At 64.6% G+C, this 1131-nt stretch carries 1 protein-coding gene; it reads left to right on the plus strand.

Annotated features, from left to right (window positions below):
* The coding region (locus L972_RS21875) for a 2-oxoacid:acceptor oxidoreductase family protein (protein ID WP_047438225.1) at nucleotides 1–1131 on the plus strand (1131 nt) is incomplete at both ends.

Raw genomic sequence — 1131 nt, forward strand, 5'->3', positions numbered from 1 at the left:
GGATTGTGGTACTGATGGGCTCGGCCATCGGCACCTGTGAAGAGGTGATCGAGCGCCTGCTGGCCCAAGGGGAGAAGGTAGGTCTGGTGAAGGTGCGGCTGTTCCGCCCCTTCTCGGCCGGGCACCTGTTGGCCGCGATTCCCGAGAGTGCCCGCACCATCGCCGTGCTGGATCGCACCAAGGAACCGGGCGCACAGGCCGAGCCACTCTATCTCGACGTGATGACAGCGCTGGCCGAAGCGCTCAGCCGGGGCGAGCGGGCAAGCCTGCCGCGGGTCATCGGTGGTCGCTACGGCCTCTCCTCCAAGGAGTTCGGCCCCGCCTGCGCGCTGGCGGTGTTTGCCGAACTGGCGCAAGAGAACCCGCGCCCGCGCTTTACCGTCGGCATCTTCGATGACATCACAGGTCTCTCGCTACCGCAGCCCGCGCTGAATTCGCAAAGCCTCATTCACGGCCAGCAACACAAGCTGGAAGCGCTCTTCTACGGCCTTGGCAGCGACGGCACCGTCTCGGCGGCCAAGAACAGCATCAAGATCCTCGGCAACCACACCGACCTCTATCCGCAGGGCTATTTCGTCTACGACTCCAAGAAGGCGGGTGGCCTCACCGTCTCTCACCTGCGGGTGGGCGAGCGGCCGCTGCAATCGGCCTATCTGGTGGAAGAGGCGGACTTTATCGGCTGCCATCAGTGGCAGTTTGTCGACAAGTACCGGATAGCGGAGCGCTTGAAAGCGGGTGGCATCTTCCTGCTCAACACCCCCTACAGCGAAGCGGAGATCTGGCAACGCCTACCCAGCGAGGTACAGCACGCCCTGCGCGAGAAAGAAGCGCGCTTCTACATCATCAACGCCGCCAGGATTGCCCGCGACTGCCAGCTCGGCAACCGCATCAATACCGTGATGCAGATGGCCTTCTTCCAGCTCAGCGCCATCATTCCCCCCGCAGAGGCGACCAGCCTGCTGAAGCAGGCCATCGCCACCAGCTATGGTAGCAAGGGACAGACACTGGTCGAGCGCAACTGGATGGCACTGGAGGCAACCTGCGCCGCCCTGACCCGGGTGCCGCTGGGTGAGCTGGATCCCGCCAGCCGCCCCCGCCCGCCGGTGGTTTCGGCCAAGGCCCCCGACTTTG

Origin of the sequence: Aeromonas sp. ZOR0001 (assembly GCF_000801015.1) — a bacterium.
GTDB lineage: Bacteria > Pseudomonadota > Gammaproteobacteria > Enterobacterales > Aeromonadaceae > Aeromonas > Aeromonas veronii.